The organism is Pseudomonas sp. AC532 (assembly GCF_979258965.1).
Map to the genome: position 1 here is coordinate 855,735 of NZ_OZ409888.1, position 25,784 is coordinate 881,518.

Here is a 25,784-nt window from a genome sequence, read left to right on the forward strand (position 1 = left end):
CTGTTCAACCAGCCGCGAAGGCATGGGCAGTTCGCCGCAGTGCGTCATCGACGCTCACAGGGGGCGTCCAGCCCAATAACTCCCGAGTTTTCGTGATATCCACCTGCAACGAGCCACAGAGGCGCTGTGCAATGGCGCGTCGGCCAAGCATGGCGGCACCGGCCTGCAGCAGGCTGGCAGGTACCGGCAGCAACCTTGCCGGCCGCCCAAGCGCGCTACCCATGCGCTGCAGCAATTGCGTCGTGGAAAGATCTTCACCGTCACTGACCAGAAAGGTCTGGTTGGCCGCAGCTGGATGCTCGATACAGGTGGCGATCAGATCCACCAGATTGTCCACTGCCACCAGGCTGCGTTTATTACCGGTGGCCCCCAGTGGCAACGGAACGCCCTTGCTCAACCAGCTCATCATGCTGCGAAAGTTGGCTTTCACACCCGGGCCATAGACCAGTACGGGGCGTATGATCACCACCTCCATACCCGTCTCGCTCGCCACTGCGCGTAGCGCCTGCTCGGCTTCCATCTTGGAAACGCCATAAGGGTCCTGCGGGGCCGGCGTGTCATCGGCGCGGTAAGGCTGCCCAGGTTCCGTGCCCTCGCCGTTGACCTTGATCGAGCTGATGAAAACGAAACGTCGCACCCCAGCTGCAGCAGCCTGCCTGGCGAGGCTCACGGTACCGTCGACATTGGCCTTGCGAAACTCCACCAGGGGATCGTCAGCCGTATCGTTCATGACGTGAACGCGAGCAGCGCTGTGTATGACCACCGAAACGCTCTCCAGCGAACCGCCCCAGTCAACATCCGCAGCCAGCTCGCCCACCAGCGGATTGCCGACGCCGACCGGCGCCCCCGCCAGGGGCGTACGCGATGGGGCGACCAACTCGTAGCCTTCCTGGTGCAAACGTTCGAGCAACGAACGACCAACAAAACCGCTTGCCCCTGTGAGCATTACTTTCTTCATCACTGCTTTTGGTCCCTGCGCGTTCCTTGCCGAAACAGGCGCTCCAGATTCGAGAAGATCTTTTCCTTGGAGAATTGATCATCGTAGTAGCACTTGCCCGCGCGGCCCATCGCGTCACGCTCCTGCGGGCTCATAGCCGCCATCAGTTGCACGATACGAGACAAACCTTGCTGATCGCCGGACGCACAAGCGAGCCCTGCACCCGACTCCTCGATAACCCGCGCCGCCTCGCCACCAATCATGCCAAGCACTGGCTTGCCAGAAGCGAGGTAGGCCTGAACCTTCCCCGGGATGGTTCTGGCGAACACTTCGTTGGTCTTCAAAGACACCAGCAAGGCATCAGCCGTCGCAAACAGACCCGGCATGGCATCCAGTGGATGGCGGCCAAGCAAAAGCACATTATCGAGATTGCGACGAGCGACCTCCAGCTGTAACCAATCGCTCATTCGGCCGTCCCCGACCAGCACCCAACGAACCTTCACGACATCGCGCAAGGCCTGGGCGACGTCGAGAATCGCAGGGAAGTCCTGTGCCTCGCCCAGATTCCCCGCGAAGAGGATGGTAAATTCGTCTGCAGAACGAGCCAGCAAGGGCGATGCCTCGCTGGGCAGCTCGCTGAACCCGTCCTCGGCCCAACTGGGGAAATACACCAGTCGCTCATCCTCAACGGGCTTTGTGCAGTATGAACGGACGCTATCCATGAACGCGCGGGACTGGAGCAGCAAATAGTCGGTGCGATTGTAGATCCACGACACCATCTTGCCGACCAACGCCAGGGCGCGGTCATCATGGACGACCCCGACCGCGCGCAAGGTTTCCGGCCACAAGTCCAGCACCCAGACGCTGACCGGAGCCTTTTTCAACTTGCCCATCACCAAGGCGGGAATGGCGGACATGATCGGTGAGACGGCATAAACGAACACACCGTCAAAATCCTTGCCCCGCAGCTTCCAACTGCCCAGCAGCGAACCACTCACAACGAACGACAAGTAGTTGAGAGCCAGAGTCAGGCTGCGCTTGCCGCGTGGAATGATCGGTACCCGAACCACCTCCGCGCCACGATAGGAGGCGAATTGCTCCGGCGCTTCACGATAAGCCTCGAATACCTGGCCCTCAGGATAATTTGGCAACGCCGTCAGTACCGTGACTTCATGCCCTCTGCGCACCAGCTCTTCGGCCATGTCATTGACGCGCATGTTCTCGGGCCAGAAATACTGGCTGACGATCAATATCTTCAGTTTTCCCTCTCGCATGCGCGTCAGTCGTTCCGTTTCCAGACCGTACGCATCACGTAGTCGCGATAGCTATGCAGAATCCGCACGACCTTTTCCGCCACGTTGGGCATGCTGTAGTCAGCGACCAGGCGCAAGCTACGCTGGTCTCCACGGGCTTGAGACTCCAGTACCTGGAGTGCCTGCATCACTCGCTCGACGCCCAGGCCTACCATCATCACCGCAGCCTCTTCCATACCCTCGGGGCGTTCGTGAGCCTCACGAATGTTCAGAGCCGGGAAATTGAGAATCGACGATTCTTCCGAGATGGTACCGCTGTCGGACAATACGACTTTGGCGCTGGCCTGCAGCTTGTTGTAATCCTTGAAGCCCAGTGGCTTGAGCAGGCGTACGTTGGGATGGAAGGTCACACCCAATGCATCCACACGTTTCTGGGTGCGCGGGTGGGTGGAAACGATTACCGGCATATCGTAATGGGCAGCGACCTCGTTCAGGGTCTCGGCCAACTTGCGGAAGTTCGTTTCGGAGTCGATGTTCTCTTCACGGTGCGCACTGACCACGAAGAACTTGCCCTCCTCCAGCCCAAGGCGCTGAAGTACGTCGGAGGCGTCGATACCTTCACGATAATGGGTCAACACCTCGAACATCGGGCTACCGGTCTTTATCACCATGTCCGGCGATAGCCCTTCACGCAACAGGTAGTCGCGAGCGATGGTGCTATAGGTCAGGTTGATGTCCGCCGTGTGGTCGACGATACGGCGGTTGATCTCTTCCGGCACGCGCATGTCGAAACAGCGGTTGCCCGCCTCCATATGGAAGGTGGGGATCTTGCGGCGCTTGGCCGGAATCACCGCCATGCAGCTGTTGGTATCGCCCAGCACCAGCAGCGCATCGGGCTGCACCTCTGCCAGCACCCTGTCGACCGCGATGATCACGTTGCCAATGGTCTCGGCCCCCGTGGCACCGGCCGCATTGAGAAAATGGTCTGGGCGGCGAATGCCCAGGTCTTCGAAGAAGATCTCGTTGAGCTCATAATCGTAATTCTGCCCGGTATGGATCAGAACGTGATCACAGTGCTCGTCCAGCTTGGCCATGACGCGAGCCAGGCGGATGATTTCCGGGCGGGTGCCAACGACCGTGGCGACTTTCAGTTTTTTCATGGTTTCACCTGGCAGGCGTAGGTATCGGGGTGCGCGCGGTCGAAGATCTCATTGGCCCAGAGCATCACGATCATTTCATCATCACCAATATTGGTGATGTCGTGTGTCCAGCCCGGTACGGTTTCGACGATCTGCGGCTTATCACCCTCGGTGACAAGCTCGTGGAGCTCACCCGAGGTCATGTGGCGAAACCCAAAGCGCGCACGCCCCTTGATGACCAGAAACTTCTCGGTTTTGGTGTGGTGATAATGGCCGCCACGGGTAATACCCGGGTGCGCGGTGAAGAACGAGAATTGCCCACAGTCAGGGGTTTTCAGCATCTCGACGAATACACCACGCTGATCAGCGTATTTCGGCACTTCGTAACTGAATCGCTCGGGAGGCAGGTAACTCAAGTAAGTCGAGTACAGGGCGCGTACAAAGCCATCACCTACCCGATCCGTGACCAGAGTATCGCGGCTTTCCTTGAAGCCGCGCAGGCGGTCGGCTATCTCGCCGACACTCACGCGATACTGCGGCTGCACTTCGACACGAGCTTTCTCGCCCGACATCAAGGCGAGGAAATGGGCAATCACATCATCGATATACACCAGCGTGATGACGGCGGCCGGATCGTTGATCTGGATAGGCAAATCGCGAGCGATGTTGTGACAGAAGGTGGCTACCGCCGAGTTGTAATTCGGCCTGGCCCATTTGCCGAATACGTTCGGCAGGCGCAGAACATGCACCGGGCTACCTTGCTGCTGCCCAAGCAGCTGCAAGGCTTCCTCGGCGCCACGCTTGCTGGTGCCATAGGGATTGTCCAGCGCGGCCTGGCTCGACGAGGTATACACAACCGGAATCTGCCGACAACTGGCTTCAATGGCCCTGCACAGTTCAACGGTCAGCTCGGTATTGCCCTGACCGAACTCAGCAGGATCCTGAGGGCGATTCACCCCAGCCAGATGGAAGATAAAGTCAGCTTGAGCCACGCGCTCGCCAAGCAAGTTCAAATCATCGGAACGGCCGAATGTGAGAATCTCGACATCCTGGCGCTCTTTAAGGTGAACGATCAGATTCTTGCCTACGAAACCGTTGGCACCAGTGATCAGAACCCTCATCTTTACTCCTCGGGCGCTGCGTCTTCGCCGCGCTGAATGGCGCGCATGAAATTCAACTTGAGCAACAGCTGCTGCATACCCTGCACATCAAGGCGTTCGGTGTTGTGCGAATTGTAATCTTCCGTATGGGAGATACGCTCTTCACCCTGCTCAACGAACTTGCTGTAGTTCAGGTCGCGCAGATCCGGCGGTACGCGGTAGTACTCGCCTCGGTCTTCGGCGCAGGCCATCTCCTCGCGACTCAGCAGCGCTTCGTAAAGCTTCTCACCGTGACGAGTACCAATAACCTGGATGGGATGATCGGGCTTGCCCAACAGGGAGGTCAGCGCTTGCGCGAGCACTTCAACCGTTGCAGCAGGTGCTTTCTGCACGAACAGATCGCCATTGCGGCCATGCTCGAATGCATACAGCACCAGGTCGACCGCGTCGGCCAGGGTCATCATGAAGCGAGTCATATTCGGGTCAGTGATGGACAGGGGTTTACCGGCACGGATCTGATCGACGAACAGCGGAATCACCGAGCCGCGAGAAGCCATCACATTGCCGTAGCGGGTACCGCAGATGACCGTATCGGTCTCATCGAGATTGCGGGACTTGGCCACCATGACCTTTTCCATCATGGCCTTGGAAATACCCATGGCATTGATGGGGTAAACAGCCTTGTCGGTACTAAGGCAGACCACGCGCTTGACGCCATTCTGGATAGCCGCCTCCAGCAGGTTCTCGGTGCCCAGCACGTTGGTCTTGACCGCTTCCATCGGGTGAAACTCGCAAGACGGAACTTGCTTCAACGCAGCGGCATGGAAAATGTAATCAACGCCCCGGGTCGCATTCAAAACGCTCTGGTAGTCGCGCACGTCGCCAATGTAGAACTTCAGCTTGGGGCTGGCGTAAAGCTTACGCATGTCATCCTGCTTCTTCTCGTCTCGGCTGAAGATACGAATCTCAGCGATATCGGTATCGAGAAAACGCTTGAGTACGGCATTGCCGAACGAACCTGTGCCGCCAGAGATGAGCAGCTTCTTTTCATTGAACATATGCAATCCTGAAATCCGGTTGCGAGGCAGCCTAGCGGCGGCCTTGCAGGGCTGAATAAATAGAGTCACGTTTCTGCTGTGCAGTGGGGTAGCTAATCAACACCGCACGGTAGGGGCCTTTGAACACGAAGAAGCTACCCGCCGCCACACCAACCACACCGCAGGCGGCGACCACCTTGTGCATGTCATCGAGGCTCCCTCCCCCGCCGAGCACGGTGAGTGGAACCGTAAGCGCCTCACGCAACTGAGCAGCCAGAGCCACGTCATAGCCCTTCATCTTGCCGTCGTTATCGATGGAATTGATGACGATCTCGCCTGCCCCGAGCTTTTCCATTTCCAGCGCCACGTCGATGACGCTGCGTTTGGTGTTGCGCGTGCCGTTGTGAGTCCAGACGTCCTGGGTCTTGCCCAGCAACCGCTGCTTGTGATCGAGCACCACGACAACGCTTTGCCGACCGATCTCGGCGGCGATTTCGCTGATCAGCGCGGGGTTGGCCAGCGCAGCCGAGCTGATCGCTACCTTCTCGACGCCCAGGGATATGATGCGCTTGGCCTGCTCGGCGGTACGTACCCCACCGCCGTAACAAAGCGGCATTCTGCACTCGGAAGCAAGATAGGCAATCTTCTGATAGTCCGGTTCACGGTCATGGGCACTGGCATCGATATCTATGACGATCAGCTCGTCCGCTTCCTTCTCGTTGAAAATCTTCACGGCGTTGATCGGATCGCCGACGTATTTGGGATCCTTGAATTTTACGGTCTTCACCAGACCGCTATCCTGGATCAGCAAACAGGGGATGATACGTGGTCTCAACATTTCACAATTCCGCGAAATTCTTCAGCAGGGCGACACCACAGTGGTGGCTCTTCTCGGGATGGAACTGCACCCCATACACATTCTTCGATGCAACGGAACAACTGAAGCTGGCGCCATAAGTCGCGGTGGCCGCGATATGCGCAGGTTCAGTGCACTCGAAGAAGTAGGAGTGAAGGAAGTAGAACAGCCAGTTCTCCTGTTGCCCCTGAAACAATGGGCTGTCAGCAACAGGCAGCACATCGTTCCAGCCCATATGGGGCAGCGCCAGTTCGCTGGATTCAGCGACGGAATGGAAATTACGCACTTGGCCCGGAATCCAGCCCAGGCCCGGCAGCACGCCCTCATCACTGGAGTCGGCGAGCATCTGCATGCCCACGCAGATACCCAGCACGGGGATACCATGCCCCTGAACCATGTCATCGAGCGTCTGCCGCATCCCGGAGGCGTTCAGGCGCTGCATGGCATGGTCGAATGCACCCACGCCGGGCAGGATCAACTTACTGGCACCAGCTAGCTGACCAGCACTGGTCGCTACCGTGACCGGAATATGCAGGCGCTTGTAGACATTGACAAAGGCCTGAATATTACCCAGGCCGTAATCGATGATGGTTATCATCTGAACAGTCTTCTCTCCAATCCGAGGGCGCTCATTACACGCGAACCGATGCCGATTAGAAAGCGCTTGTTCTTGTAATCTCGATACGTCTTGTTTTCGCCTTCGAAAATCGCCTGCAACTCAGCGACCGAAAGCCCCAGCTTGTTGGCCACGAACTCGAATTCCGTTTTCAGGAACTGCTCATCCATTTCAGGCTTGGCGATACGTGCCAAGGCCTCGTCGCGAGTCATCTGGCCCGTCATGATCAGGCTGGAGAAGTGCGCACGCCGCTTCTCGTAGCCGAATTTGCGCGGCATCCAATAATCTTCATAGAAACGCGTGAAGCGGGACTCATGGTGCTTGTGCTGGAACTTCTGCCAACCGAAACGACGTTCCAGCTCGGCTTCGGCTTCTTTCTTGACGTAAGGCACCAGGTTAAGCGGCTTGACGATCTGCATGCCCAGCACACGCTGGTAGAGAATCTTGTAGGTCATGATATCGACCAGGGGAAAAGTCTTGAGCGGGCGTTTGCCAAAGCGTTTGTGAATATCCGCGAACAGAGTTTTGTCGATCCCCGGATAGCCGCCCCACTCCTCAGGCTCGCGGCAGCACTCGGTCGAATAATTGCCACCGGTCAGCACGTACTTGATGCCGTGCTTGCGCGCGAACTTGTACAGACCAGAGAAAAAGGCTGCATCCTGGGGCAAGTCCTGATCCGCGATCTGGGATTTGAGAAACGCGACCTGAAGGTCTTTCATTTCTTCCCAGTTGATCACCTCGGTATAAAGATCGAGACCGAGCCCATCTACCAGCTTCTCGATATTGCCAACCGCCTGATCGGTATTCCAGCCCGCATCTACATGAAAAAGCAGTGGGCGGAGTCCTAACTTCGCTTTCGTAATATATGCAACGTAGGAGCTATCTAACCCGCCGCTCAGCCCTATGATGCAGTCAAAAGGTTTACCTGCACCATCTTTTTTTATTTCCTCAACAAGAGACTTGAGTATTGCAGAACCACGCGTATCCGTGTGCCAGCTCGGAATAATCTTTGATTCAAAATTCAGACAGTAATCACAAACGCCATTTTGATCAAACCTGATATTCGGGTCACTGGCATCCATAATACATTGCCTGCATACTTGATAAGGCATAACAAACTTACTCATGACGCACCCTCAAGGAAAACAAAACTATTAATATCAAAATAAAGATCAACGAGAAGCCATTAGCCATGCCAAAAACACTATATATTGGAGAGAAAACCAATGCAACAGCCATATAGGACAACCATAGTTTCTGATAAAGCGCCAAGCGCGACATATTACAGGCAAGGTAGCCACAACAGAAGCCAATGAGCGAGGAAACAATCAGACTTCCCACAATACCAAAGTCAAGATATAGCGAGCCTGGGAGAGTAAGGTAAACACCTACCAAAAGCATTCGCTCCCGCCCACTCTCAAAAAAGCTGGAGCCAAAAGCGACGTCAATCAATCTTGCAACCTGCGGAAAATTATACCCGCCTCCCATATAAGGAGTATACGCTGCCACAAAGTAATCATTTAAATATGTAAATGAATGCGCAATATAAAAACTCAAATATACAAGCACCGAATACGCAGCCAAAAACAAGTCACCGCCGTACTCAAACCTGAATATTTTCACATCATACTCACGCTCCAAGTACTCCAACATAAATCCAACTTCAAACCCTTGAGCCTCAAAGCGATCCAAAAACATCCTCATCGAAAAATATACGCAATAAAGAAAAAATCCGAGCGCAAGAAAACTTTTCATAGAAAACCTTGCCATTACTCCGACGTAATTAACCGAGAAGAACAGGTAGAAGAAAAAAACAAAAGCTGCGCTTATAAAAAAAGAATTTCGCCCACCAGAGAGAAACATCGTGGCAAAGCCAAGAGCTGCAACTATATAAATAAAAAAATTTAAGGGAAAACTTCTAAATCTGGACAACCCCATTATTGCCAATAACACTGGTGGAGCCCCAGAGAGCAAAGCACCAACAGCTCCTATGAGAGAATTTCTAGGTCCCGTAAGGTGCTCAGCCTCCCTTTGTTCAACAATCATCGATAAGGCAGCATCCTTCACAACAAAAAAATCAATTATAGAAACTATTAAATGCATTACGGCCATACATACGACCGTTAATCTAACGACATAAAATATGCCACCCATATCAGTCGAAGGTGGCTTCGACAGGTGAGGCACATGAGACGTCGACTGATTGAACGTAGATAACGTAAAAAAACCTAAGCAAAATGCGAAATACTTCACCGCAATGCAGAGAACTAAAAAAAAGATTAATTCCATACTTACTTGAGGGTAGGTAATGGGACCGAAAAATCTAACAACAAATACAAAACACCAAGGACCTATGATTAGCACTGAAAACAATACAAACCGAGCAAAAATAGAAGCTGACAAACAATTCAACATTAAAGCTCACTCCTAGTATATCGAACCACTAGAATTGTCATCACAAAAAACACGGCTACTCTAACCATCATAAAAAAAGTGACATAAAACTCAAGATCAATATTAAAAAAGCTAAAAAAAAGCGCAGAAGAAAGAATCAGCATAAAAGAAAAAAACGAAACTATTGAGATTAAATACTCCTTCGATATACATATGAAAAACCAATCTAAAAGAAAAACAAAAAAAGATGTAATCGACGCGATATAAATCATATTCAGCATAAAATAAACATCAGGGCTATCATAGTCTTTAAAAAAAATCCCGACAAAGAATCTAACTAAATGATCAAAAATCGGAAAAACACAAGTTCCCACAATGACGAGCGAAGCCACTACCTTCCAAAGCAAGCTAGCGATTTCACGCCTAGAGGGATTGGAGCTATAACGCCTCATAAAATAGGGCCCTACAATATTCATAACGATTCCACTGAACAAAACGCTTCCTTGATACAGGATCATCACAAACGAATAAACACCCAAACTGTAGACGCCTAAAAAAAAAGCCACTATATATCTATCTGTCGCGATAGATACATTTCTCAGCAAGTTTGACACGCTAATATAAAATCCATTCTCCATCATTTTTCTTATTGCTATTACGGGAGACTCTAAACCGCCCAAAAGAATCATATTAAAGTTTTTTGCAACGCAAAAAGCTACAATCATGACAAGCGCAACTATTTCAGAAATCAATATACCGAAGACTCCAAAATCGTCTACTAGGATATAAATACCAACAATAACAAGAACGGCCTTAGCTAACAGCATCCCTGAAAAAACCAGCGGTGATTGCGTGGCGCGATAATATGATTCAAAAACATTATAAGGAAGCGTACAAACCGCCAAAGCTGCAACAGCGAACATAGCGAAATATATTTCTGTACTAAGAAATGCATAGGAGACCAAGATAAGGATCAGCGAAACAACCAGCACCCCCAGCAAACCGTAAAAAATTGCGTTATTTCGCATTAGAAAAAGTTCAGGCCGTTTATCATGCGCAGTCATCGACCCTAACTTCAGAACATAATCACTCCCTCCCATACCTCCCAAATAACAGATATAAACGAAGGAAAGAATTATTATTGAATACAAACCAAAATCTTCAGAGGATAGTTTGCTTGCCAAGTACCCTAGCTTATAAAAGGACAAGATGGCTGCACTAAAAGAAAGCACAACGTAAAACGAGTAATCTCTCTTCATCATTCTGGCAATCTGCTGTCTATATACCGCCTTAGAGAGTCGGCGAGCAGTGCCATCTCTTTCTTATCACTGTCCGACGATGGATCCCAGGATCCATCAACTATCAGCCTACCCTTATCCACCCCGCTCAAGAGATGTGATACCAAATCTCTTTTTTTCTTTATCGATAGACCACACTTATACTGGTCTATATATTCGACTATATCAGCACTACTCGTATCCAAACGAATTAGCTTAAAATACTCCTCATTAGGAAAATAATACGGATGCGAAAAGCATAACGCGGGCTTTCCCCTAAGCACAGTCTCAAACCCGACAGTACCCGTCCAAACCAACACAGCATCATAATGGTCAAATAATGAATTGGACTCTACTTGCGTAGGACAGAGAGTTACATTTACAAACTCAGCGAGCTGATCGTATATACGTGGATTTCTATAACCTATGACGTTGGGATGTTCCTTTATTAAAAAGTGCAATTCCTGGTGGCTCGCGATAAATCCCAACAGCGCATTATTATAATCAATAACATCAGCAGTAACACACCAGTAATCTACAGTGGCCTCTGGTATCATTTGGAGCGGCACATAGATAACTGGTTTATTCACAGCAGACAAGCTTGCCAACCACTTATCATCGCCTATCTCAAATCTAGGTCGTAAATGAAACCATTGCTTTGAAATAATAACAGACTGCCAGTAGTGGTAATTATAAAAATCGCCGGAGACATGTCTCTTCAAAAAGAAATAAGGTATTTTTATAATATTTCTTAACCACTTTCGCAGAATAGATAATTTGGGATTTCTTTTATCTTTTTTGACAAAATCTGGCAGATAGTTCTTGTTCTCCAGAACTTCCAAAACATCCGAAATTTCCTGAGCTCCAGGTGTTCGTAAACGGTTGTGCTCACCGCGTGCAGACACCCGAAAATAGCCATTAACAAATACTGTGACCAAACCAATAAAAGGGATGTTTCTTTTCAGCGACTCGAAATACATTAAATCCATGATATAGGAGTCGATTGTTTCACTCAGCACTATATCAGGTTTATATCTATCAAAGACGGTGCGTATCGCATCCCTCATACTATTCAAATGTAGCAGTGACTCGTCTCGACCAATATTACGTAATAGACGACATCGAACAATTATGTCTTCGTCCTCTGCTGTTGCTAAAAATCTTACATTTCTGTACTCAGCTAAGAATGCATAGTAAGCATCCCACACGCCCGACTCATCACTTTTCTTGTGAGCACTTAATATTGCGCAACTGTTTTTGGTAGAAATATGCTGCACAATACTTGATAGATAAACGTCCGACCATGGACCTGCATGGCAGAGAAACCTCATAATCAACCTCATTTATAAACTGCTATTTCTTGAGCGAGCTCAAAGTGAATATGTAAGTAAAGGCCATAACTCTAGGATCATGCTTGCTGCCTGGTGTAACCCATCAATAATGTCTAGATTTTAAATGCCTGCTTCAACACATAAAACAAGAAGCTCAGGAGCACTTTGCTTTTCAGAAAGCTTCTTTCAATACTTCCAATCTCCGAGATCAGCTCGACGAGTAAAGCTTTATTATTATAGATAAATCGTCGCGTTATTTTCCTGGTGAACTTCCCTCTGTGAGGAGGGATATCTTTGCAGAAACCCACATGAGCGCAACAACGGATACTAATGAAACTGAAAATACCAATAAAAAATCCCCTTGAACATACTTATTTGTAATAGCCCAAATTAACAATAACAATGGAAAGTGGATCAAATAAAGAGTGTAAGAAAAACACGCCTGCGTGGCGATTTTTTTTACGAGCCAGGAGCATACCATTCCTCTTAGGAGACTTTTACTGGCTAACAGCAGCAAAAGAATAAATGAAAACGCAATGCCGAAGACAAACTGATGTCGCGCACGTATAAATAAATTTTCGTTTAAATACAGCAACATCACCCAGACAGACAAGGCTACTAAAGCCGCAATGGATATAAGCGCAGCATTGGACTCGTGCAGTCTATTCATATGCAAGACAGCAGCAGCAGCCCCCAACAGCCATATTCCAAAGCCGTACCAAAAAAACACGTCTGCTTGAAAAAAAACAAAGCACGATACGAACACCAAGGCTATTAACATTTCACGCCGGTAGAATGCTGCCACAAGCAAACCAGCAAGCATATAAAACCAAAACTCTTGAGCAACCGACCACAGCGGACCATTTATAATCGGACTATTCACGCCGCTAACAATATTATTTAAAAAAAAGAAACTCCCAACATAATCAACAAGATCGAAATTAAATTCGCTTCTTGCCACATACAATTCGTTCCCAGTTGTAAAAAAAGCAGCGCTATTTAATTCAAAAAAATGAAGTATTCCAAAAACCAATAAGACCAGAACCTGGCTGAATACTAGTGGAGGGTACAGTCTTTGCAATCGACTCTTAAAATACTTCTTAGCACTGAATTTTTCATATCTATTCTTCTTTAAGTTGCCAGCGAATGAGTATGCTATTAGAAAACCACTTAACACAAAGAATACCATTACACCGAGTGCGCCAATCTGCGAATATATGAAAGGAACAATGTCACTTCTGCCGCTCAACGAAAACGGCATCCAAGTAGGACTTATCAAAATTTGCTGTACATGTGCGAGCAAAACAACAAAGGCACTCGCAGCTCTTATAAAGTCTAGAAACAACGACTCATCTGCTTTTAACATAGCAACTCCGGCACCATGGAGATTCGCAGTGACTGATGAGTCATTTTATCGCTTACCTACTAACTCAGTACTCACTGGAGTATTAGCTTTAATATCTGACGTTACGGAACAACCGATTAATGTTTCTAAGTACTTCGGAGCCAGCCCAAATCCCGGCCGAACACTTCTAATAGAATCGGAGGTAATTAGCTCACCCTTCTTCAGCGACTTAACAAAATATAGCGACCTTCTAAATTTAGCATTACCCTGCTCGCTTGACTTTCTCCCATAATCGACCTTTCCTAACGCACTCCATGCAATACGACTATTCTCGCATAGCTGCGCAAGTTCGTTAGGCTCTAAAGAGAAGCTATCATCAGCCCCCCCGCCACTACGATTAAGAGTAACGTGTTTTTCAATCAAAGCTGCACCCAACGCTACGCTGGTAACTGCAGTCGTATTATCCAATGTATGATCTGACAAACCAGTAACTAACCCAAAACGCCGCAGCATATCCGGAATAACTCGCAAATTATAATCTTCCGCCGGCGCAGGATAACCACTCACGCAGTGCAATATCGCTAATTCTTTACATCCGCCAGCGAATGCGGCATCAATAGCTTCTTGAATCTCCTCGGCATCAGCCATGCCTGTAGAAATGATCATTGGTTTGCCTGTGCTGGCTACATATTTAATAAGCGATAAATCAACTGCTTCAAAAGATGCTATCTTATATGCAGGCGCATTCAAATCTTCCAGAAAATCGACAGCACTGTTATCAAATGGCGAACTGAAGATGGTAATTTCCATCTTACGTGCATGTTCAAACAATGGTTTATGCCATTCCCAAGGCATATGAGCTTCTTGGTAAAGCTGATAAAGCGTTTTTCCGCCCCATAAACCGCCATGAATTTGAAAATCTTCAGAGTCACAATCAAGCGTGATGGTATCCGCGGTGTACGTTTGCAATTTAACCGCGTCGGCACCGGCTTTTTTGGCCTCCTCAATTATTTTTAATGCTGTTTCTAACTTGCCATTATGGTTTGCAGAAAGCTCAGCAATAATATAAGGAGGCATGTCTGCAGCAATACGGCGGCCAGCAATGTGAATAGCAGGTAATGTAGGCATAATTAAACCTCTAAAATATTGATTTGCCACTCAGAAGCCAGTAGACCAAAACACACAATATCATGATATCTCTGACCATCGTAATGCTGCTCACTCAAAATGCCTTCTTGCTTAAATCCTAAATGCAGATGAAATTTAATTGAGCGATTATTATGTTTTAGTGATTGGCCGCAAATTTTATGTAGCTTAGCGTGAGTGAATGCAAACTTTAAGCCTAATTGGCCGAGCTTTCTGCCGGTTCCTTTTGGCGCAGCTGGGTCAGTGTAAAAACCCCAGTCGGCTATTCCGCCAAGACCTATCTGATTAATATTTATGAAACCAAGCGGAACTTGATCATCTTCAAAAATAAGCAAATGACGACTGGAGTCATGCGATACCCGATCAAACCATGCTGAATGCTCAGCTAAAGTAATTTCATGCTGGGTATACATATAGCGGCGAATCTCTTTATGGTTCCGCCATGCGAGTACCAACTCCAAATCATCAGGTGACATTAGACGAATACTTTGTTTACCTGACACCATCAAAGTCATTTTACAGACTCCAAATGCTGAATAATTGCAGCCACTCCACTTCCATCTGTTATATCAGCTGCGACCTGACTCATAACAAGCCTAGGGCTTGATAGCAATATCAGCTGACTTATCAATGCGGGAAGAAATTCATCAATCTTCTGCAACTCTACTGATACTGCTGCCCCCTCGGTCTCTAACCAATGAGCTAAATGACGCTGATTATCAGCTAGGACGACCATTACCGTAGGTAATCCCAAACAACAGCGTTCCCAGGAAGTCGAACCAGCAGCGCCAATTGCTAAGTCGCTGTCAGCCATCAACTGAGCCATATCACTTACACCAATCAGGATATCTGTAAGCCAAGGCATCTGCTCAGCCTGCAGTCGTACCTCACTCCGCCAAGGGGCGTTGTTGCCCATTACTACAGTGATGCTGCAGTTCGGCGGGAGATCACAATACCTAAGGGCTTCTAGCACTTTTCCAGTGGCATTGTTCCTGTCAACGCCTCCCATTGTAACGAGCAGCCGCTTCACCTCCTGAGCTTTTCGTCGATTTAGACTGTAATGTCGGAGAGCACCAAACTCAGGGCGTAGCAAAGAATATTGCGCACCGCAGAGTACTTTGCACGCTGTCGGAACCTTTTGCGCATAGTCATCGGCATTGCGGCCAAAGGTTTGATCTAATAACACATCGCAAATATGCTGTCGATCAGCCAAGTCATCAATAACCATTAACTTACGATAGTATCGGGACAGCATGTTTTCCCAGCATGCATCCAACGCATAGTGGTCGACTATCAGCCAGTCAGGCCGTAACTCACTCAAAATCACTGCACATGAATCAGCATCTTCTTCTTGTGAAGCGCCTAGCCAATGGGAATGAGCCAAAGTAGTTACTCCACTTGGAGACAAAGCGCTAGCACTTTTCCATTCGCCTCCCTCTACTTGCAGAGCAGGAATAACATAAACCTTATAACCCTTACTTTCTATGTAGCCCAGAAGATTGCCCGGATGTTCACGACAGATAAAATGACAATCTCCGCCTTTAGCCTTGAGTCCATCAGCTAAAGTCAAGCAGCGCATTACATGGCCTGTCCCTACTTGCAGGGAAGCATCGGCACGAAAAACAAAGCTAGCCATTAGTTAATTATCTGATTGCGCATTACCCATACTGCTTTTGCCATCTCCATATCTTCGTAATCATCAATATCTACAGCTGAACTCCAGTGCATCGGATCAAATACGTGCCCAGCGCCATAAAAATCACCTAGCTCTTTCAAAGCAGCTCCTTGCGCTAACCAGATAGCACCTGTGGGACAATAGAGTTCAGGCAAGTCCTGTGATCTTGCAGACATTGCTTCTGAAAAAAGCTTCTCGCTCTGACCTTGCTCATTCAGCCGCAAAGCCCACCAGGGATTCATCCAGCCAAACTTGAAACAGCTAATCTGAAACGTGACCTGCCTACTATTGAATCTATCAATAGCATTTCTTATATCATCTGCAGTACGCATTGGGCAATTAGGCATTAATTGAACAACTGTATCGAATTTGGTTTCCCAATAAAGCTCAGCCTGCTTAAGCGAAGCCAATGTCGCTGTAGTAACAGGACTATGATCATCGGCGCACTCCACTCTCAAGAACGGCACACTGGCCCCATAATTCCTTGCTACCTGAGCAATTTCCTCGTCGTCAGTAGAAACCAAAATGCGCTCGAAATGTCCACTTTTCTGGGCTGCCTCGATTGTCCACGCAATCATCGGCTTACCAAAAAAATCGAGTATATTCTTACGCGGAATACGCTTTGAGCCGCCACGTGCTGGAATTATGGCTATACACCTTTTTACCATATCGTCCACCCGCCATCCGCAGACACCACTTGGCCTGTGATTGCGGAACTAGCATCACTCAGCAAAAACTCGATAGGTCCAGGTATCTCTGTTTCACGAAGCATTCTTTGGCTAGGCACTAAGCTTGCGTAGCGCACTTTGAACCCTTCATCTACTCGCCCTTCAACGCCCCCGTAAGCAACGCAGTTTACACGAACTTTTTGCTCGGCAAGGCGTACAGCTAACTCTTTGGTAAGATGCACAAGCCCCGCTTTGGCAACGCCATACTGGATGGGAGACTGCCGAATATGATCAGTATATAAAGAGGGATTCGCAGCAACCAGTCCATATTGAGAGCCTATATTGACGACGCTTTTCAAACTACTGTCTTTAAGCCTGGAAAGAGCCATAGTCAATTCATAGGGGACAACTACATCAAGCAAGTACTCGGCAACAAAGTTCTCTCTTGACACAAGGCCGTCGGCGTCAATGGCGAGAGACTTTAAACTTCTTGCGTTATTCACTAAAAAATCGATTGAAATATTTTTTTCGACCAACTGCCCTACTAAATAATCTATGCTGCCCTCGGCATTGAAATCCACCTCAATACCGACTAGCGATTGATTATTCTGAGAATACTCACCTGAGAACGCGGCGATTTTCTCTGCCGAGGTCGATGTAAAAACAACCTGCAGGCCCTTCTGACAAAAAAAATCAACCAATACGGAACCAAATTTTCCAGTTCCTCCTGTGATCAGGATAGTACTCACTCTAGTTCCCTCCGCCCTTGTTCTATCAGACAAACAACTCTTCTGTTGAAATCCGGCGATGACTTAACCAATTTAAGCTGCACGCCATCAATAAATTCCTGCAATGCTGCTTTGAATGCGCCAAAAGAATCAGTAAATAAAAGATCTTTATAACCATTACTACCAAAAACCCGAATGGCTATTGGCGCCACTGCGGACTCACCAATAGCAAAAAATCGAGTAACGACACCACTTTCCCAAACTGCGCTCAATGCTCCGCCTTTATCTCTTGCAGCGCCTTGCTCCACGCAAACGATTTTATCTGGGCTAGGCAACATTGCCAAAACAGGCTCAATAATATGCACCGCGTACTTATCCCAAGATTTTGGCGTAACTGCGTGTATCTCACGAATCTCACCAAGATGAGTTCGATCTAGCAAAGTTAACTTCAACTCTTTACTGTAGCGCAGAGCTGAGCATGTAAATATTTGTCCCGCATATTTTTCAAGACTAAACAAATAATCAAAATCAATTAAAGACAAGGCCACGGGCTTGTCTATATAGATAGGGATACCCGCTTCAATAAAAGGAACTGCGAACTCCAAGTGTCGTTCAGCATCGTCGCGCGCCAAAAGGACGGCATCTACAGCGCCTATCATTTCTTCCGGGCGCGAAACAATATGTTTGATCAGAGCAGCGCTTGCTATATGTTCAGACAACTCAAGACTTTGCGTCCATATGTGCGTAACGCAAGCGCCTTTAATCTGGGCCTGCGGCCATTCTTGCAGGGCTAAATACTCCGAGATGGCTGGAAAGCCACAGCCCATCATGCTTTCTTCATCGTAGCCATTAAAGATAGCTGACCACGAATAAGGGTGGCCATTGCCTTTTGACATTCCTATAACACCAAGCCTAAGTGTCATATACCTACCACCTTGCAGGATTTAACAAGTCTAGCTCTTGCGAGCTGATGCTTGCAGGAACCTTCGGTATACTCACATCTATTGATCCTATTATACTTTTGAGCTGCGTCGCGTTTTCGACGCCGACTACAATCTTGTCAACAAAAGGCTCTGATAATATAAATCCTAAACACGCAACAACGGGGTCAATTTCATTCGCTTTTAGCCATTGATCCCATTCATTCCAAAGAGTTTGCCAACGAGCGAATTTTTTTGGTCGCTGAGCCGGCGGCATTAGCAATAGGCCTTGCATGAAAACTGAGCGTGCATGAACCTCAACCCCTAATAATTTGAGCCTAGCAAGCCAGCCAGAATCAATTAAACGGCGATCAAGAATATTTAGTGGGGCTTGGACAATGTCAGGAATTATAACCTTACAAATACAATCAAGCTCTTCTGGTTGGTATATGGAGACCCCTACCTTATTCACAAAACCTTGCAGTTTCAATCGCTCGAGCGCGCGGATTAATTCACCCCCGCCCCCCTCCAATAGCTGCTGAGGACGATGCAATAGCAACCCGTAAATGCTATTAACTCCGAGACGTTCGAGTGACTCCTTCAGCTGTCGTTCGACCCAAGATTCAATATCGTGTTCGCATTCTGGGAATGCAGGTAACTTAGTGACTATATCCCAATCGATTACTCCAATATTACCCAGAACTTGCTCGCTGTCACCATAAGCCACTGCAGTATCCAGCATACTAACGCCATTACTTTTGGCATAAGAAAGAAGATCAGTTGCGTTTTGTAGGCTTACTTTACCATTAGAGTTTGAAACTCCATAATCGAGACCAAACTGCGCAGTTCCCAGTGCCAACTTAAACAAAGACATAACAATTTCACCGCCAAGTAGATCGTAAAAATTACGGCAGTTATGCGATCAACATTTCAAAGGAAATCAGTAAGATCACATTTATCCATTATAAGCACCTGCTATAAGGCTCGCCTATAGGCCTTTTTATACTAACCACTCCAACGAATGAAAAAGAAAAGAATCGAGAGCTTTGGCCAATTATTTTCTGCTTCCGAAATCATTGACAACCCTACCCGCAAGAGGATTGAAGTATTTCCCTAAGCGATTCAACAACATAATCCTGCTCTGCTTCTTTTAGCGTAGGAAACATAGGAATGCTTATGGCCTCAGAATAATATTTCTCTGCCTTTGGAAAGTCACCAACACTAAACCCCATGGCTTGGTAGTAAGGTTGTGTATGTACCGGAATGTAATGAAGATTGACTAAAATTTCTTTAGCTCTGAGAGCCTCAAAAACCTCTACGTGTGAAATTTTTATCTCATCCAATTTCAAGCAAATAACATAAAGATGATACGCAGAATGCCCGTCTTTATGTTGCCATGGCGTAACAACAGGCAGATCCGAGAGCAACTTATTATAGCGCTTAGCCAACTCATGCCTGCGGGCCACGTAGTGTAGAAGCCTCGACATCTGGCTGCCCCCTAGTGCAGCCTGGAGATCGGTCATTCTATAATTAAAACCGAGATCTACCTGCTGATAATACCAAGCCCCCTCCATTGGCTTAGTCATTAAGCTCGACGTTCGTGTAATCCCATGACTTCGCAATAAAGACATCTTCTCGGCATATTTTTCATTATTTGTTAATGCCATCCCCCCTTCCGCCGAAGTAATAATTTTAACGGGATGAAAACTAAATACTGTAATATCACTATAACGACAATTACCAATAGGCTCATTCAAGTAGAGCCCACCGATAGCATGAGATGCATCTTCTATTATTTTAAATCCGTACTTCAAAGATAGCGCATGGATAGCCTTCATGTCACAGGGCTGACCACTAAAGTGTACGGGGACAACAACCTTTGGCAGCAATCCACACTTTTCCGCATCTATTAACTTTGCCTCTAACGCTACAGGACATAAATTATATGTGCGAGAATCAATATCGACGAAATCAACCTTTGCACCACAATAAAGCGCACAATTAGCTGAAGCGACAAATGTATTGGGCGTCGTCCATAGCCAGTCCCCCTCCCCAAGTCCGAGAGATAAACATGCGATATGCAACGCAGATGTAGCACTATTTACCGCAACCGCATATTTAACATTACAGTGGCGCACCACAGCCTGTTCAAACTTAGGCACGGCTGGACCTTGAGTTAAGTGGGATGACTTAAGGACGTCTATCACCGTCTTTATGTCTTCTTCAGTAATATCTTGCCGCCCATAAGGAATCATATTAACACCTCAATTTATAAGCTACTTCGGATCAGCCCCAAGGGAACTGACCACCTAAAATCAGATCAGTAAAAATCACTTAACCTTACATACCAAAACCGCCAGCATATTTGCAAGCCAAAAAATAACACCAATCAATTTGATTTATAATCAGAGCCATCTTTATTTTAATTTAAAACCTAACTACCCGCCAAATCTTTTCAATATATCTGCATTATATAAAGCCCCGCCCTACACTCCCTAAACTTAGCTCAAAAAATTAGACAACATAACATTTAGAAAAGCTTAGACATTAATGTTTACCTTGGGCGGACGGCTATCACACTGATTAAAGCCCAGAACAGACCAAGCATAATACCAAAAATACCACCTAACACTGCTACCAAGGCTACTCTAGGGCTGATAGACGAATTCGGATAGATCGCCTCGCTATCTATGTTGATCAGCTGCAAAGTGTTTAGGTCAAGATTCAATCCCTTAAGCTCCGCAGCCTCCAGACTCCACTTCGCATAATTCTCGATGTAGACATCTTCATCGACGCGCTGTTTAAGGAGTTCAACCTCGCGGTTCTGCTCAAGTAGCCGTAGATCTGCTTGAATCTGCGCGACTCTCGGCTCTATAAAGTCATCCGTAAGACGTTTTTGGAGTGCAACGCGCTCAGCTTCCAATGCCTCTGTGCCCATGAAGTAAAGCGGAATATTCTGGTTGTTGATTTCAGTGCGGATCACATCGCCCGAACCGGTTATCGAAGTATTGTCAGAAAGACTAGATGGCGTGCTGGGCTTCTCGATGCTCAAAGACTGCGCGATCATAATGGCCTCGTTGAGTTGAGCAATTCTGTCGTCACGGCGGGTACGCAGCTGTTTGCGCAACGAACTCAGCTCGTCCTGTAGTTGAGCACGCTTGAGCGCATCAGCCTCCAAAAGGGATGCTATTTTCGCCTGCTTGTTTGCCTGGTAGGCTGCTCGCTCTGCTGCCATGCGCTGTTCTAACTTGGCTAGGCGGTTACGGATGATCACTTCCACATCTTCCGCTAAGGCGATGCGTTCTCGCTGAATGACGTACTGAATCAGCCCATTGACGATATCCGCGCCCTTCACGCCCCAAGGATAGGTATAAGCGAGACCTACATAGGAAAAGCCACCATCCGTACGATTGGCAGCGGGCCTGAGTATTTCGAAATCTTCAGTGATCTGGTTCAGCGCCTGCTCGGGCGTCTGCCCATCGCTCACAGCCTCCGGCCCAAAAAGCTCCTGGTTTGCATTGAAGTACTCGAGCCGATATTCATAGGAGCTGATCCCTGCACCGACTCGTTGCAGTGCCTCCTCAGGCGTCAGGGTGTAGAGGCCGGACGCATTGAGTTCATCGAGCACGTTCATCGCAACCGGGCGAAGGATGCTCTGGGTACGGTAGTACTTGGTAGCCAGCAGCGCATAAGCGACCGCCAACAGCGTCACGATGGCTGTAACGCTAATGATCAGTTTCTTGCGCTCCCACAGTGCGTGCATCAGCTTGCCCAGATCGATCTCATCGTTTTGCGGGCGGACATTTGGGGATTGCGGCATGGGCTCAGTGATCCTGTTTCAAGGCGGGCGGAGAAATTCGAGGCACGGAACAACGTGATCGCTAGACGAGCGGTGCAGACAGTCAATCCACGTAGATGCGTCATGCCGAGGGCGATGCTGCTACGGCTAGCGGCGCTGGCAACGGCTGGAGGTGCTTATGGCACAGAGGACAAAAGCGCAAGATTGTGCGATACAGCAAACCCGGGAACCCCCAACATGAAGTCAGTAGCCACACACTCGACTGGGCGTCTGGGCACCGATAGGGCTAAGTTGAACATTGTCACAACAGCATCCGGCAATCACTACACACCTATAAACCTACAACGTCGTGCTAGCTGTGGTGCCCCGGCAAACTGCTGGCTAGCATCAATCGGAATACTGCTAACTTTTCGAGGCCGCTGTAGACTTATCGAGCGATCATTCTAGCTGTTCTTTATGGATCAATTACCACCGACGTGAACGAATCCTCACATTTTTCGCTTGGTCTTTGCGCCCTAAGAGGGCGCAGCAGCCTGAAACCTAAGGGTCAGCCCACGTGCGCTGTAAGCACTTACCAGCGCACGCCTTAATGACGCCTTCGCCCCCTCCTCCCCATGCACCAACCGAATCTCCCTCGGCAACTGCTCCATCGCCGTCACGAACTCAACCAACCCCGCCTGGTCCGCATGGGCAGAGTACCCGCCGATGCTGTGTACACCAGCACGAATGTCATAGCGCTCGCCGTCGAACTCCACGTAGCCGTTGCGCGGGCCGAAGCGTTGAATAGCATGGCCTGGCGTACCCCTGGCCTGGTAGCCGACGAATAGCACGTCGTGCCGCGGGTCGCCCAGCATGGCCTTTAGGTAGTTGACGATGCGGCCGCTGGAGCACATGCCGTTGCCGGCGATGACGATAGCCGGCCTGGCGCTGCTGGCCAGGTGGTTGAGAATCCTCTGGTGGTCGGCGTGGCTGTCGATGGTGATCAGTTGGTCGAAGGCCAGCGGCCTTCTGCCGGATTGCACGCGGGCCTGGGCTTCGTCGTTCCAGAAATCTTCCAGTTCGCGGTAGGCCTGGGTGAAGCGGCTGGCCAAGGGTGAGTCGAGGATGATGGGTAGGCTTGGCCAGTCGGTTTCAGCAGGATCATTGAGTGCAGTTTGAGGATTTTCGCGGGCATGGCCCGCTCCCACAGGTGACTCTATAGCGGCTGGGGTACCCAGACTCTTGCTGTGGATGATGTCTTCCAGCTCGTAGAGCAGCTCTTGCGTGCGACCGACGCTGAAGGCAGGTATGAGCACGGTGCCGTTGTTGGCCAGGGCGTGTTCGATGACCTGCTCCAGGCGCTGACGGCGGGTACTGCGATCCTCGTGCAGGCGGTCGCCGTAGGTGCTTTCCAGCACCAGAATGTCGGCGCGACGCGGCGGTATGCAGGGTTTGAGGATTGGCGCACCCGGCGCGCCGAGGTCGCCCGAGAAGACGATGCGCTTGCTCGGCGCGCTGGCATCGTCTTGCAGATCCACTTCCACGTAGGCGGAGCCGAGCATATGGGCGGCACGCTGCAGGCGAACCCTGACGGTAAGGCCGCCGCCCTCTTGCAGAGTGAACCAGTGGTTGTAGGGCAGTGCGATAAGCCGTTGCTGCACCTCCTTTATGTAGCGTTCGACCTGGCGCTGGTCGCGGCTGAAGGTCAGCTTGAAGGCGTCTTCGAGCACGATGGGCAGTAGCCTGGCGGAGGGTTCGCTGCACAGGATCGGCCCTTTGAAGCCGGCAGCTAGCAGGTACGGAATGCGCCCCACATGATCGATGTGCACGTGGGTGACGATCAGCGCGCGGATGCCTTCCAGGGTGAAATCGATGGTCTGGTGATCCGCCCGGGCGCCATTGGCTGAAGCGTCGGCACCCTGGAAAAGCCCACAGTCGATGAGCACGCTGCTGTCGGCGGCCATATGCAATTGGTGGCAGGAGCCGGTTACCCCGTCGTGCGCGCCATGGTGGGTGATCTGCGGGTAGCTCATCAGTCAATCCTTTAACTGGTGATGGAGCGGCAAGGTCGAGATCGATCTAGCGGATGTTTCTGATCAATCCGGGCGACGACCCTTGAGAAGTGATGGCTGTGAGGCGACGCCTGGCCCAGGCTGGGCGTTCAGGCATAGGGCTGCGTATGCTTACTCTTCCTCTTCGTTCACCCGGTCGCGCAGCTCTTTACCAGGTTTGAAGTGCGGGACGAATTTGCCATCCAGCCGTACCGACTGGCCGGTTTTCGGATTACGACCGACACGGGGAGCACGGTAATGAAGAGAAAAACTGCCGAAGCCACGGATCTCGATCCGATCACCGGTCGCCAGCGCTTGGGACATTTGTTCGAGCATGGTCTTGATGGCCAGCTCGACATCTTTGTTTGAAAGCTGTCCTTGGTGGGTGACGATTCTTTCGATCAGCTCCGACTTGGTCATACTTTTCCCTTCGTTTTCAAGCGGCTATGTCACTCGATGGAACGGTTTTAGCACGCTGATCAGCTTTTGAACAGTCTAAAAAATCACCAACCCGGAAAATGTGCACAGGTTGATGTAAAAGTCACGGCTGAATCGAGCAGGCGAGCGTAAGTCGTTGTATGGCCTGGGATGTTGCTTTGCCGATTGTTAGCTCAGCGGAGCCTGCAACACTGCATCGGCCGGTGAGCGAAAGAGGTGATCAAACGCCGGCTGGTGCCGTCCAACTGGGCTGATGCTTTTTTGATGTTCACGAGGCCATGGCGCCTCAGGAGAAAATCGTGTTGATTCCGGCCAACCTGCTCGAGGCAGAAACCCTCACCCGCCTGATCGAGGACTTCGTGACCCGCGACGGCACCGATAACGGCGACGAAACGCCGCTGGAGACCCGCGTAATCCGCGTACGCCGGGCACTGGACAAAGGCGAAGCGGTAATCGTCTTCGATCCGGAAAGCCAGCAATGCCAGTTGGCGCTCAAACGCGATGTGCCGAAAGAATGGCTGGAAGAAGATGAAGCCTAAGCGCTGCTGCCGGGTAGGATTCGTGCTCACGGGGAGCAGGTGAGACGCTGATCGTATGGCGTAGCCACAAGCGTTTCGCGCCGGGGGCGGCGCTCCTACAAACGCCACACCCCGTAGGAGTCGCGACCTCGCGGCGAATGGTGGGCACGACATCAATCCTGCGGTACGGCGGCCATCCTTCGCGCCGGGGGCGGCGCTCCTACAAACGCCACACCCCGTAGGAGTCGCGACCTCGCGGCGAATGGTGTGGGCAGCATCGAAAATGCGGTAAGGCCGCCATTATTCGCGCCGAGGTCGACGCTCCTACAAACGCCACACCCCGTAGGAGTCGCGACCTCGCGGCGACGCGTGTGGGCAGCATCGAAGATGCGGTAAGGCCGCCATCATTCGCGCCGAGGTCGACGCTCCTACAAACGCCAAACCCCGTAGGAGCCGCGACCTCGCGGCGAATCGCATGCACAACTCCGATATCCCTGACAGGCCGCACTCGTTCGCGCCGAGGTCGACGCTCCTACAAACGCCACACCCCGTAGGAGTCGCGACCTCGCGGCGAATC

Annotated in this window: 24 protein-coding genes; 1 reads left to right on the top strand and 23 read right to left on the bottom strand. The window is 49.7% G+C overall.

The genetic code is table 11. The features are described from left to right. Window positions 1-4: 4 nt before the first annotated feature. From ACZ0AV_RS04100 to ihfB, 23 genes are all read right to left on the bottom strand, one after another. On the bottom strand, window positions 5-958 hold the full coding sequence (locus ACZ0AV_RS04100) for a UDP-glucose 4-epimerase family protein (RefSeq protein ID WP_499153288.1): 954 nt from the start codon (window positions 956-958) through the stop codon (window positions 5-7). After that, window positions 958-2,211 carry a glycosyltransferase family 4 protein gene (locus ACZ0AV_RS04105; protein WP_499149853.1) on the bottom strand — a complete coding sequence of 418 codons (1,254 nt, stop codon included), beginning with the start codon at window positions 2,209-2,211 and terminating at the stop codon, window positions 958-960. Before ACZ0AV_RS04105 ends, ACZ0AV_RS04100 begins: the two co-directional genes overlap by 1 nt. A gap of 5 nt (window positions 2,212-2,216) precedes the next feature. Then, a complete protein-coding gene (wecB, locus tag ACZ0AV_RS04110; protein WP_499149854.1) occupies window positions 2,217-3,350 on the bottom strand; it encodes a non-hydrolyzing UDP-N-acetylglucosamine 2-epimerase in 1,134 nt (377 codons plus the stop codon). Next, on the bottom strand, window positions 3,347-4,450 hold the full coding sequence (gene wbjC / locus ACZ0AV_RS04115) for a UDP-2-acetamido-2,6-beta-L-arabino-hexul-4-ose reductase (protein ID WP_499149855.1): 1,104 nt from the start codon (window positions 4,448-4,450) through the stop codon (window positions 3,347-3,349). Before wbjC ends, wecB begins: the two co-directional genes overlap by 4 nt. 2 nt (window positions 4,451-4,452) lie before the next feature. Further along, the gene (locus ACZ0AV_RS04120; RefSeq protein WP_499149856.1) at window positions 4,453-5,487 is read right to left on the bottom strand and encodes a polysaccharide biosynthesis protein; all 1,035 of its coding nucleotides are present in this window, start codon (window positions 5,485-5,487) and stop codon (window positions 4,453-4,455) included. 31 nt (window positions 5,488-5,518) lie between these two features. After that, window positions 5,519-6,304 carry an AglZ/HisF2 family acetamidino modification protein gene (locus ACZ0AV_RS04125; protein WP_499149857.1) on the bottom strand — a complete coding sequence of 262 codons (786 nt, stop codon included), beginning with the start codon at window positions 6,302-6,304 and terminating at the stop codon, window positions 5,519-5,521. A 1-nt stretch (window position 6,305) separates the two neighbouring features. Further along, window positions 6,306-6,920, bottom strand: a complete 615-nt coding sequence (gene hisH, locus ACZ0AV_RS04130) for an imidazole glycerol phosphate synthase subunit HisH (RefSeq protein WP_499149858.1) — start codon at window positions 6,918-6,920, stop codon at window positions 6,306-6,308. After that, window positions 6,917-8,065, bottom strand: a complete 1,149-nt coding sequence (locus ACZ0AV_RS04135; RefSeq protein WP_499149859.1) for an N-acetyl sugar amidotransferase — start codon at window positions 8,063-8,065, stop codon at window positions 6,917-6,919. Before ACZ0AV_RS04135 ends, hisH begins: the two co-directional genes overlap by 4 nt. Continuing rightward, window positions 8,058-8,984 carry a hypothetical protein gene (locus tag ACZ0AV_RS04140; RefSeq protein ID WP_499149860.1) on the bottom strand — a complete coding sequence of 309 codons (927 nt, stop codon included), beginning with the start codon at window positions 8,982-8,984 and terminating at the stop codon, window positions 8,058-8,060. Before ACZ0AV_RS04140 ends, ACZ0AV_RS04135 begins: the two co-directional genes overlap by 8 nt. Window positions 8,985-9,352: 368 nt before the next feature. Then, window positions 9,353-10,594 (bottom strand): MATE family efflux transporter, encoded by a 1,242-nt coding sequence (locus ACZ0AV_RS04145; protein ID WP_499149861.1) that lies wholly within the window; start codon window positions 10,592-10,594, stop codon window positions 9,353-9,355. Beyond that, complete coding sequence (locus ACZ0AV_RS04150; protein ID WP_499149862.1) at window positions 10,591-11,940, bottom strand: capsular polysaccharide export protein, LipB/KpsS family; 1,350 nt, start codon at window positions 11,938-11,940, stop codon at window positions 10,591-10,593. Before ACZ0AV_RS04150 ends, ACZ0AV_RS04145 begins: the two co-directional genes overlap by 4 nt. Window positions 11,941-12,193: 253 nt before the next feature. Beyond that, entirely contained in the window at window positions 12,194-13,306 is a 1,113-nt protein-coding gene (locus ACZ0AV_RS04155) for an acyltransferase family protein (protein WP_499149863.1), read from the bottom strand. Window positions 13,307-13,351: 45 nt separating this feature from the next. Then, the gene (pseI, locus tag ACZ0AV_RS04160; RefSeq protein WP_499153289.1) at window positions 13,352-14,413 is read right to left on the bottom strand and encodes a pseudaminic acid synthase; all 1,062 of its coding nucleotides are present in this window, start codon (window positions 14,411-14,413) and stop codon (window positions 13,352-13,354) included. Between the two features lie 2 nt (window positions 14,414-14,415). Continuing rightward, on the bottom strand, window positions 14,416-14,946 hold the full coding sequence (gene pseH, locus ACZ0AV_RS04165) for a UDP-4-amino-4,6-dideoxy-N-acetyl-beta-L-altrosamine N-acetyltransferase (protein WP_499149864.1): 531 nt from the start codon (window positions 14,944-14,946) through the stop codon (window positions 14,416-14,418). After that, window positions 14,943-16,067, bottom strand: coding sequence for a UDP-2,4-diacetamido-2,4,6-trideoxy-beta-L-altropyranose hydrolase (gene pseG, locus ACZ0AV_RS04170; RefSeq protein WP_499149865.1), 1,125 nt, complete (start codon window positions 16,065-16,067; stop codon window positions 14,943-14,945). The genes pseH and pseG overlap by 4 nt, the downstream gene beginning before the upstream one ends. Further along, window positions 16,067-16,774 (bottom strand): acylneuraminate cytidylyltransferase family protein, encoded by a 708-nt coding sequence (locus ACZ0AV_RS04175; RefSeq protein WP_499153290.1) that lies wholly within the window; start codon window positions 16,772-16,774, stop codon window positions 16,067-16,069. Before ACZ0AV_RS04175 ends, pseG begins: the two co-directional genes overlap by 1 nt. Beyond that, complete coding sequence (locus tag ACZ0AV_RS04180) at window positions 16,768-17,523, bottom strand: SDR family oxidoreductase (RefSeq protein WP_499149866.1); 756 nt, start codon at window positions 17,521-17,523, stop codon at window positions 16,768-16,770. Before ACZ0AV_RS04180 ends, ACZ0AV_RS04175 begins: the two co-directional genes overlap by 7 nt. Continuing rightward, window positions 17,520-18,425, bottom strand: a complete 906-nt coding sequence (locus tag ACZ0AV_RS04185) for a Gfo/Idh/MocA family oxidoreductase (RefSeq protein ID WP_499149867.1) — start codon at window positions 18,423-18,425, stop codon at window positions 17,520-17,522. The genes ACZ0AV_RS04180 and ACZ0AV_RS04185 overlap by 4 nt, the downstream gene beginning before the upstream one ends. Window positions 18,426-18,429: 4 nt before the next feature. Then, on the bottom strand, window positions 18,430-19,296 hold the full coding sequence (locus ACZ0AV_RS04190; RefSeq protein WP_499149868.1) for an aldo/keto reductase: 867 nt from the start codon (window positions 19,294-19,296) through the stop codon (window positions 18,430-18,432). A gap of 211 nt (window positions 19,297-19,507) precedes the next feature. Then, window positions 19,508-20,677: a UDP-4-amino-4,6-dideoxy-N-acetyl-beta-L-altrosamine transaminase gene (pseC, locus tag ACZ0AV_RS04195; RefSeq protein WP_499149869.1), complete on the bottom strand. Its 1,170-nt coding sequence runs from the start codon at window positions 20,675-20,677 to the stop codon at window positions 19,508-19,510. Between the two features lie 299 nt (window positions 20,678-20,976). Then, window positions 20,977-22,242: a Wzz/FepE/Etk N-terminal domain-containing protein gene (locus tag ACZ0AV_RS04200; RefSeq protein WP_499149870.1), complete on the bottom strand. Its 1,266-nt coding sequence runs from the start codon at window positions 22,240-22,242 to the stop codon at window positions 20,977-20,979. A gap of 494 nt (window positions 22,243-22,736) precedes the next feature. Then, on the bottom strand, window positions 22,737-24,233 hold the full coding sequence (locus ACZ0AV_RS04205; protein ID WP_499149871.1) for an MBL fold metallo-hydrolase RNA specificity domain-containing protein: 1,497 nt from the start codon (window positions 24,231-24,233) through the stop codon (window positions 22,737-22,739). Between the two features lie 150 nt (window positions 24,234-24,383). Next, a complete protein-coding gene (ihfB, locus tag ACZ0AV_RS04210; RefSeq protein ID WP_042553988.1) occupies window positions 24,384-24,671 on the bottom strand; it encodes an integration host factor subunit beta in 288 nt (95 codons plus the stop codon). 317 nt (window positions 24,672-24,988) lie between these two features. Here ihfB and ACZ0AV_RS04215 point away from each other — a divergent pair, with 317 nt between their 5' ends. Further along, window positions 24,989-25,228, top strand: a complete 240-nt coding sequence (locus ACZ0AV_RS04215; protein WP_499149872.1) for a YheU family protein — start codon at window positions 24,989-24,991, stop codon at window positions 25,226-25,228. The last annotated feature ends 556 nt before the right edge of the window (window positions 25,229-25,784 follow it).

What these genes read in the sequence shown, in the direction of transcription:
- ACZ0AV_RS04145 (WP_499149861.1), bottom strand. Translation starts at nt 10,594, where the DNA reads ATGATGAAGAGAGATTACTCGTTTTACGTTGTGCTTTCTTTTAGTGCA.
- ACZ0AV_RS04105 (WP_499149853.1), bottom strand. Translation starts at nt 2,211, where the DNA reads ATGCGAGAGGGAAAACTGAAGATATTGATCGTCAGCCAGTATTTCTGG.
- ACZ0AV_RS04135 (WP_499149859.1), bottom strand. Translation starts at nt 8,065, where the DNA reads ATGAGTAAGTTTGTTATGCCTTATCAAGTATGCAGGCAATGTATTATG.
- ACZ0AV_RS04200 (WP_499149870.1), bottom strand. Translation starts at nt 22,242, where the DNA reads ATGCCGCAATCCCCAAATGTCCGCCCGCAAAACGATGAGATCGATCTG.
- pseG (WP_499149865.1), bottom strand. Translation starts at nt 16,067, where the DNA reads ATGGCTAGCTTTGTTTTTCGTGCCGATGCTTCCCTGCAAGTAGGGACA.
- pseC (WP_499149869.1), bottom strand. Translation starts at nt 20,677, where the DNA reads ATGATTCCTTATGGGCGGCAAGATATTACTGAAGAAGACATAAAGACG.
- ihfB (WP_042553988.1), bottom strand. Translation starts at nt 24,671, where the DNA reads ATGACCAAGTCGGAGCTGATCGAAAGAATCGTCACCCACCAAGGACAG.
- ACZ0AV_RS04205 (WP_499149871.1), bottom strand. Translation starts at nt 24,233, where the DNA reads ATGAGCTACCCGCAGATCACCCACCATGGCGCGCACGACGGGGTAACC.
- ACZ0AV_RS04155 (WP_499149863.1), bottom strand. Translation starts at nt 13,306, where the DNA reads ATGTTAAAAGCAGATGAGTCGTTGTTTCTAGACTTTATAAGAGCTGCG.
- ACZ0AV_RS04190 (WP_499149868.1), bottom strand. Translation starts at nt 19,296, where the DNA reads ATGTCTTTGTTTAAGTTGGCACTGGGAACTGCGCAGTTTGGTCTCGAT.
- ACZ0AV_RS04150 (WP_499149862.1), bottom strand. Translation starts at nt 11,940, where the DNA reads ATGAGGTTTCTCTGCCATGCAGGTCCATGGTCGGACGTTTATCTATCA.
- ACZ0AV_RS04125 (WP_499149857.1), bottom strand. Translation starts at nt 6,304, where the DNA reads ATGTTGAGACCACGTATCATCCCCTGTTTGCTGATCCAGGATAGCGGT.
- ACZ0AV_RS04120 (WP_499149856.1), bottom strand. Translation starts at nt 5,487, where the DNA reads ATGTTCAATGAAAAGAAGCTGCTCATCTCTGGCGGCACAGGTTCGTTC.
- pseH (WP_499149864.1), bottom strand. Translation starts at nt 14,946, where the DNA reads ATGACTTTGATGGTGTCAGGTAAACAAAGTATTCGTCTAATGTCACCT.
- ACZ0AV_RS04185 (WP_499149867.1), bottom strand. Translation starts at nt 18,425, where the DNA reads ATGACACTTAGGCTTGGTGTTATAGGAATGTCAAAAGGCAATGGCCAC.
- pseI (WP_499153289.1), bottom strand. Translation starts at nt 14,413, where the DNA reads ATGCCTACATTACCTGCTATTCACATTGCTGGCCGCCGTATTGCTGCA.
- hisH (WP_499149858.1), bottom strand. Translation starts at nt 6,920, where the DNA reads ATGATAACCATCATCGATTACGGCCTGGGTAATATTCAGGCCTTTGTC.
- wbjC (WP_499149855.1), bottom strand. Translation starts at nt 4,450, where the DNA reads ATGAGGGTTCTGATCACTGGTGCCAACGGTTTCGTAGGCAAGAATCTG.
- wecB (WP_499149854.1), bottom strand. Translation starts at nt 3,350, where the DNA reads ATGAAAAAACTGAAAGTCGCCACGGTCGTTGGCACCCGCCCGGAAATC.
- ACZ0AV_RS04140 (WP_499149860.1), bottom strand. Translation starts at nt 8,984, where the DNA reads ATGATTGTTGAACAAAGGGAGGCTGAGCACCTTACGGGACCTAGAAAT.
- ACZ0AV_RS04100 (WP_499153288.1), bottom strand. Translation starts at nt 958, where the DNA reads ATGAAGAAAGTAATGCTCACAGGGGCAAGCGGTTTTGTTGGTCGTTCG.
- ACZ0AV_RS04175 (WP_499153290.1), bottom strand. Translation starts at nt 16,774, where the DNA reads ATGGTAAAAAGGTGTATAGCCATAATTCCAGCACGTGGCGGCTCAAAG.